Source organism: Acinetobacter sp. WC-743 (genome assembly GCF_000335555.1).
Lineage (GTDB): Bacteria > Pseudomonadota > Gammaproteobacteria > Pseudomonadales > Moraxellaceae > Acinetobacter > Acinetobacter bereziniae.
The window spans coordinates 1-7,357 of the sequence record NZ_AMFQ01000032.1 but is presented as its reverse complement, the minus strand read 5'-3'; the positions used below and the strand labels follow the sequence as shown (position 1 = coordinate 7,357).

Genomic DNA, 7,357 nt, shown 5'->3' with positions numbered 1-7,357 from the left:
CTGATGTGTGCTGAGAAAACAGGAGGTTTTAACTTGGTAAACTATAGACACTCATCAGGAGTTTACCATGAGCAAGAAACAGAAGACTTACACCGCAGAATTTAAAGTTGAAGCAATAAAATTGATTGAAGCCAATCAAGGCAATGTATCGGAAACAGCCAGACAACTTGGCATTTCAATGCAAACTCTTTCAAATTGGAATAATAAAGCAAAGACTGGCACCTTAGCAGGCACTAAACAATATTCACCTGATCTAAATGCCTTACTCGAAGAAAATAAAAAGCTCAAACAACAGCTCAAAACAGCTGAAATGGAACGTGAATTTCTAAAAAAGGCAGCAGCGTACTTTGCGAAAGAAAGTCAGTAAGGTACGCCTATATGAAACAGCAAAGATATTTATTCCCGATTAGCTTTATGGCTAGATTACTTCACGTTTCAGTGTCACGATTTTATGATTGGCTAAAACGAGGCATGAATAAAAGATTGGTTCAGCGAAATCAACAGACAATTTTGGTCAAAATAGCTCATGAGGAAACTAAACAAAGCTATGGCTATATTCGATTAACTAAGCATTTACAAGCGCAAGGTATCAAAATCAGTACGTATGCTGTACGTCAAATAAAAAAGCTCAACCAGCTGTATTGTAAGCGTCATAAGCGTTTCAAAAGAACTACGAAGAGTGATCATAATCGAGCGATCTACGCAAATTTACTAGAGCAACAGTTTTCAATGACTAAGCCCAATCTTGCATGGTCAAGCGATATTACATACATTTGGACTGCTGAAGGTTGGTTATACTTGGCAGCAGTAAAAGACCTGTACACGAAACAAGTGGTTGGCTATAGCTTAAATGAGCGTATGACCGCACAACTTGTTTGCAATGCACTGACTATGGCGATTCGTAATCAAAAACCAACGAAAGGCTTAATTATTCATTCGGACAGAGGCAGCCAATATTGCAGCCATGAATATCGAAAGATACTGGAAAAATGTGATTTTCAAGGTTCAATGAGCAAACGTGGGGACTGTTACGATAATGCACCGATTGAAAGTTTCTGGGGCATACTCAAGAATGAATTAGTGCATCATTGCAACTATAAAACCAGAGATGAAGCTAAAGCAGATATTACAAAATACATTGTGTTATTTTATAATCAGCGAAGAATTCAAAAGAGTTTGGATTTTAAAACGCCAAATCAAATAGCAGAGAACTTTTATCGGTTAGCTGCCTAGCATATCCCAAGTGAAAGTCTCCTGCTAATTCAGCACATATCAGGTTTGAATGACGCGGACATTGACCACAGTGATGATCAGGCGACCAAAGCAGGTTGGATACAGGCGAGTCTTGAGAAGATTAAGAGTACGCCTTTTGCGCTAGAGCCTAAGCACCTGACACACTAGATGTACCCGAAAAGGGGCTAGTGAGACTAACGGACACGTTAGCTGGTGGATATGCGATGCAATTGATCTAAATTAATTTCAAAGCACCAGAACCGGCTCAGTTGTGCCCAAAGCGGATGTTCGCAAAAAATAATCTTCTCTTGATACCGCAGATTAAAGTGGATGTTCGATATGGCCTTTTAAAGGTAGAAAACTTAGTATTTAGACGCCTACCTTCTAGAGAAATAACGCAAATGAATAAAATGCTACCATCAACTTAAAATCATGATATGTCACGGCAAACTTCACACTTTCTAACTGTTGGCATAAACAACATACCATCCATCTACTGAAGTAGAAATTTTTTGAAATGTGCCGATGGTGTATTTTCAAGCATATTGCTACGACAAATAACGTAAAGATTTTTGTAGGGGGTGATCCCTTCAATTTTAACGCTTCTTAGTCGACCACTCTCGCACTCATCGACCACAGACGAAGAGATCACCAATGAAATACCCAAGCCTGCCTGTACTGCCCGTTTAACCGCCTCTGTGCTTCCAAGCTGCATAGATACACCAATAGAATCTGCCACGCTTCCGAAAAAATGCTGTAACAGACGCCCTGTGCCGCTACTTGTTTCTCCCCCCAGCAATTTCTCTCCCTTCAGCCAATCTAATGGAATACTCGCCAATTTGGCCCACGGATGCTCCACCGGCACAATCACAGCTAGTTCTTCACTTCGCCAAACGCATGCATCAAATCCCTCTCGTTGATCCCACCATTCCATAATGGCCACATCGACTTCAAAGTTTTCCAGTTTTTTCACAATGGTAAGATTATCGCCAATGACTACATCAAAATTGCAAGTTGCTGTTTTCTTGAACCGCCTCAAGTGCGGTGGCAATACATAGATGCCGATATTCGAGCTCGCGCCTATTACAAGACGATTTGTGTCGAATAATGCGCACGCTCTGGATCCGGTGCGCACTAGGTTTTCCGCATAAGGCAAAAACACTTTGCCTTCCTCTGTGAGCGTACAACCTGCGTTGTTTCGCACAATCAGATTGACACTCAGCGACTCTTCTAGGCGCCTAACATGCTGAGTCACAGCTGACTGTGAGAGCCCTGTGTGCTTGGCTGCTTCACGAAAGCCACCCCGATTCACGACAGCCAGAAAAGTAACTACGCGTTCAAGATTGATCAATTAACGCCTTCCAAAATTGGATTATTGATAGCATCGGATGGCCTTTGGCCGGTCAGTGCCTGTAAGATATTATTGGCTGCTAGTTTCTCGATTTCGAAACGCACGTCGTCGACCGCAGACCCCAAATGTGGGGTGAAAAATGTTTGCGCTGTATTGGTCAGTAACTCCTGCGGAATAGCTGTTGGCCTATCAACACGGATCCACTCTTCCAATTCGAAAACATCTGCCGCATAACCCGCCAATTTTCCAGATTCAAGTGCTTCGGCAACAGCTAATTCATCGACAACTGAACCACGACACGCATTGATCAAGTAGCTTCCTGTGCGCATTGTGCCAATTGTTTCTGCATTCAATAAGTGCAAAGTTTGCGGCGTCATTGGCAGCATAGGTACAACAAAGTCACTGCTACTTAATAATTCATCGAGACTCACCTGTCGTGCATTCCAGGCCTTTTCCTGCTCTTGATTCAAGGCGATGTCATCGCAATAAAGCACCCGCATATCAAAACTCGATAAGCGCTTCGCAATCGCTCGCCCGACCGCACCCATACCGATGATTCCGAGTGTGCGTCCTGTTAAACCCGTTCCGTATAGTTCCGGTCTCCACCCGTTAAATCCGTGAGTTCGGATACGGCGATCCCCCTCGGCCAGATGGCGAGTCAGGCCAAGAAGCAATCCAATTGTCAGCTCCGCCGTTGGGATGGTCAGAAGGTCCGGCACGATGCTGAACCAAATACCACGGCGGGTACAAGCATCGACATCAAAGTTGTCATAGCCTTTGAGTGCTGCACCTACAATCTTCAATTTAGGGCAGGACGCAAGAAAATCATCATCGATACTGTCAGGCATGAATACCATTAGTGCGTCAGCATCCTTTGCTCTCTCCAGCAATTCTGCGCGCGACATAGTATCGCGGGTCATGTTGGGAACGACATCCGCAACAGATTGTAAATAATCGATAATTTCAGGATGAACCCAGTGGGTAAGAACTATTTTTTGTTTCATGTGGACCCTCATGTGTATACCGGATTTTTTATATGGGTTAGCTACTTGAACTTGCGACGCAAGAATGAACTGAATGTATCAACTAGCGTCACCATCCCAAGAATGACCAGCAATATCGCGGATACTTCTTGGTATTGCATAAGACGCAGCGATCCTATCAACTCGAAACCTATACCGCCGGCACCGACCATTCCCATCACCGTTGAGGCGCGAAAATTGTATTCCCACCGATAAATCGCGGTGTCGGCCATTTGCGGTAATACTTGCGGAAAAATGCCATGAAATATCACTTGTAGCGGGCTGCAACCTGCGGCCTGCGCAGCTTCAACTGGTGCTTGATCTGTATGCTCAATCGCTTCCGCAAAAAACTTAGCGATCATGCCGATTGAGTGCAGGCCTAATGCCAACACACCCGGCAGTGCACCAAAGCCGACAGCTGCCACGAAAACTATACCCATAATAAGCTCAGGAACAGATCTCAACACATTTAACAGAGCACGCGCAGCCTGATAGACCGCTGGATGTGGACTGGTATTGCGTGCAGCCAAAATACCCAAGGGCACGGACAAAAGCACAGCGATGGCGGTTCCAGCAATACTCATGGCTAAGGTATCGAGCACTGGCTTGACCCATGCTCTCCACTCACTAAAGTTGGGAGGGAACATCTCACCAATGAGACTAACAAGACTTGGCACGCCTTCGCCTAAACGCTCACCATCAAATAGACCAACGTAATACCAACATCCGACGACAATAGCTAAAATCAATATCACATACCTAACTACTCGATTCCAGCTTTGGCGCTGCTCTGACAATATGGCTTCGAAGTTCGTATTCATTGTAGAGACCTCAAAAAATTAGAACTTGGAAAAATCTAGCTTTAGCAAACTACCTAAATCACGCACGACATCGTAATCCTTATCTGTTACAGGCCCGAATCCTTCAGCCTTGAATGGTTTCAACACGTTCGGATCTTTCAAATCGAGGAAGGCAGCACGAATTTTTTCTTTAAGCTCTGGTTTTAAGTTAGAGCGCATAGCCCATGGGTACTGAGGAAACGGTTTTGACTCCGCTAAGACCTTCACTTTGTTTAGATCGATCAAGCCGCTCAGAACGAGCGATTTGAAAATGGGCTTGCTCAGACCACCGGCCTGCGCGTGTCCATTCTGAACTGCCATCGCCACTGCATCGTGAGCGCCTACGAAATGCTCCTTGTAATCCGTTCCGGCAAATAATCCTTTATCAGCAAGCATTGATTTGGGGATCAGGTGGCTGGATGTAGAGGCCTTGTCACCCCAGGCAACGGCTTTTTTCTTGATATCTGTGATGTTGTTGATGCCCGCCGCCTTATTCACAATTAGCACTGACTGATAAGTTGTTGTGCCTTTTTGTTGCATTGCTGCAAATGGTTCAATCTTACTTTTCTGTTTGGCCAATACATAAGACAAGGGCCCAAAATATGCAAGATCAATACGACCGAACCGCATTGCTTCAATCATTGATGAATAGTCAGTGGTAACAATAAGCTCAATCTTTTTGCCCAGAGCTTTTTCAAGATACATCTCTAGAGGCTTATTATTTTTAATGACGGTTGATGCATTTTCATCAGGCAAGAGAGCAACTTTTAATGTGCCGGGGTCAGGATTAGGTGCGGCATATGTGACACTACCTAAGAGGCTAAACAATATTAGAGCCAGTACAGCGAATAGCTTTTTCATGGTTATTTCTCCTCAGTTCTTAAGTTAAACAATGGTTATGAGTAATATTTGGAATGTTTGAATTCAATTGCGCTTTTTGTTCATAGAGTTCAGTTACATGCGCTTGTGTCAGAGCCGCTGGTATTGCATCGAACACAACCTTGCCATGAGCCAGACCGACGATTCGGTCAGCATAGCGTTTAGCGAGATCGACTTGATGTAGGCTGACTACAGCGGTTATGCCGTCTTCTTTGCATATCTGGTGTAAGAGCGCCAAGACTTTGTTGGCGGTTGCTGGATCAAGGCTTGCCACAGGCTCGTCTGCCAAAACAAGTGCCGGTCGCTGCGCTAATGCCCGAGCTATACCCACGCGTTGTTGCTGACCGCCACTTAACTCATCCACTCGTGAGAGTGCTTTGTGAAGTAGCCCAACGCGGTCAAGGCTGTGTAATCCAATAGATTGATCCTCCTTCGATAGAGGAAAAAGAGTACGAAGCGTCGAGTGATAACCTAGTCTACCCATTAGCACATTTTGCAAAACAGAAAGTCGACCAATTAATTGATGCTGCTGGAATATCATGCCAGTACGCCGACGATGCTCTTGCAATATTTTTTTGTCCAACAATGAACCTAACATTGTAATGTTTATATTGCCGTTAGTGGGTTTTTGCATCAGGTTAAGACAACGGAGCATTGTTGATTTGCCTGCACCAGAGGCACCGAGCAACACTGAAAACTGTCCCTGTTGAAACGTGAGTGAAGTTGGATGCAACGCAATCATTTGTCCGTACTGGACGGTAATATTTTGAAGTTGAATCATTGCTGCCAGACCCTCGTTGTTGTAATCAATCTTTATTTTTGATTACGAAATCAGATAATGAGGTGAGCATAACGACTCAATGTTACAGTTTTATTGCGAGCAATTAGCAATCGCACTCAAACGCTTGGCTATAAGACTTCCAATTGGTATGCAGTGAGGCGCCGGTAATTGGCGGAGCTAGCTGGGAGGGGTTTAGCAGGATTTTAAGGCACACCCTGGCGTCCGCTTCTGGCCGAACGCAGCTGGAAGGCTCAAAATAGGTCGAGACACATTAAAATTACGTCACTACTCATAAGTGGCGATTATGTAAAATCGTTTGCGTGGCTTTTAACCTACTACTAATCAATACAGAGAGTGCTGTGGATAAGTGTCTTTACGGATTCCTTTTACTACAGACTCGTTGAAGTTGTAGCAAAACTCGAAGTACAAATATTTTATTTTTGGTGATGCGCGGCTATTTGAAAAGTAGCGAAGTTGTTGCGCTTTAGTGAGCTGGAATTTGAATAGCAGCATGAAATATGTTTGTTATTTGGACCGCTTTAATGGGTAAAATTCGGCTGGGAGTTTCGCTACAGCCTCGTTAGGCATGGCCATGAAAATATTCCTAGATAGTAATATTGTTAGGCACTCTGCAACTACATATCGCACTATGGATATCTATTTTGGCGGGGGTAACGCATCATTGTCATATCGTCGAAACAGGCAATGAGTCTTGGCGCTTTAAAGAATCGAGTACCAAGGGAATTGCAACAAAGCGAACTAAACCACGACAAACCAAAATAGATCAGGAGGAGTTAGCCATCAATTAATTGAGTTTCACGACTGTAATATTTTAACAACTACGTGGGTCAATTTTAGATGCAAATAGTGGGTCAGTTTTTAGTGACATTTGACAATTGCAGCGTTAAAGTGAACGGATAGCGCGAAGAATGCGGCCATAAAAATAAGTGTGCCGAGCAGACTCATAAGGGCAGGGAGATGCTTTTTAATTTCGTTTTTGTAAATCGTTATTTTGATATGCAACATATGGATCAATCCTGATAAATTAGGCAATACCTGCATGTCAATGCAGATTCATTTTATACGCCAGCAACCCCTTGCTGGCGTTTTTTTTATGGGACTAACCATACCTGTTAATTCTGACAGGTAGTCTCCTGATGTGTGCTGAGAAAACAGGAGGTTTTAACTTGGTAAACTATAGACACTCATCAGGAGTTTACCATGAGCAAGAAACAGAAGACTTACACCGCAG

General features: G+C 43.8%; 6 protein-coding genes and 1 pseudogene. 2 read left to right on the top strand and 5 right to left on the bottom strand.

The window, feature by feature from the left end:
• The first annotated feature begins 67 nt into the window (after window positions 1-67).
• Window positions 68-1,233 (top strand): IS3-like element ISAba21 family transposase gene (locus ACINWC743_RS04615; RefSeq protein WP_085947552.1). Its coding sequence is split into 2 segments (ribosomal slippage): window positions 68-326 and window positions 326-1,233, totalling 1,167 coding nucleotides; the frame shifts between segments, so codons are not numbered across the junction.
• A gap of 493 nt (window positions 1,234-1,726) precedes the next feature.
• Here the strand turns inward: ACINWC743_RS04615 and ACINWC743_RS04610 are convergent.
• From ACINWC743_RS04610 to phnC, 5 genes are read right to left on the bottom strand one after another with little or no spacing between them, the layout of a single operon-like run.
• Entirely contained in the window at window positions 1,727-2,584 is an 858-nt protein-coding gene (locus tag ACINWC743_RS04610) for a LysR family transcriptional regulator (protein WP_009389225.1), read from the bottom strand.
• Entirely contained in the window at window positions 2,581-3,588 is a 1,008-nt protein-coding gene (locus ACINWC743_RS04605; RefSeq protein ID WP_004757466.1) for a phosphonate dehydrogenase, read from the bottom strand. The genes ACINWC743_RS04610 and ACINWC743_RS04605 overlap by 4 nt, the downstream gene beginning before the upstream one ends.
• 41 nt (window positions 3,589-3,629) lie before the next feature.
• Window positions 3,630-4,427: a phosphonate ABC transporter, permease protein PhnE gene (gene phnE / locus ACINWC743_RS04600; RefSeq protein WP_004757464.1), complete on the bottom strand. Its 798-nt coding sequence runs from the start codon at window positions 4,425-4,427 to the stop codon at window positions 3,630-3,632.
• Window positions 4,428-4,445: 18 nt separating this feature from the next.
• Window positions 4,446-5,306, bottom strand: a complete 861-nt coding sequence (gene phnD / locus ACINWC743_RS04595; RefSeq protein ID WP_009389226.1) for a phosphate/phosphite/phosphonate ABC transporter substrate-binding protein — start codon at window positions 5,304-5,306, stop codon at window positions 4,446-4,448.
• 19 nt (window positions 5,307-5,325) lie between these two features.
• Window positions 5,326-6,105, bottom strand: a complete 780-nt coding sequence (phnC, locus tag ACINWC743_RS04590) for a phosphonate ABC transporter ATP-binding protein (RefSeq protein ID WP_009584544.1) — start codon at window positions 6,103-6,105, stop codon at window positions 5,326-5,328.
• Window positions 6,106-6,731: 626 nt separating this feature from the next.
• Here phnC and ACINWC743_RS25240 point away from each other — a divergent pair.
• A pseudogene (locus tag ACINWC743_RS25240) lies at window positions 6,732-6,830 on the top strand (ATPase); the annotation flags it as partial.
• Between the last annotated feature and the right edge of the window lie 527 nt (window positions 6,831-7,357).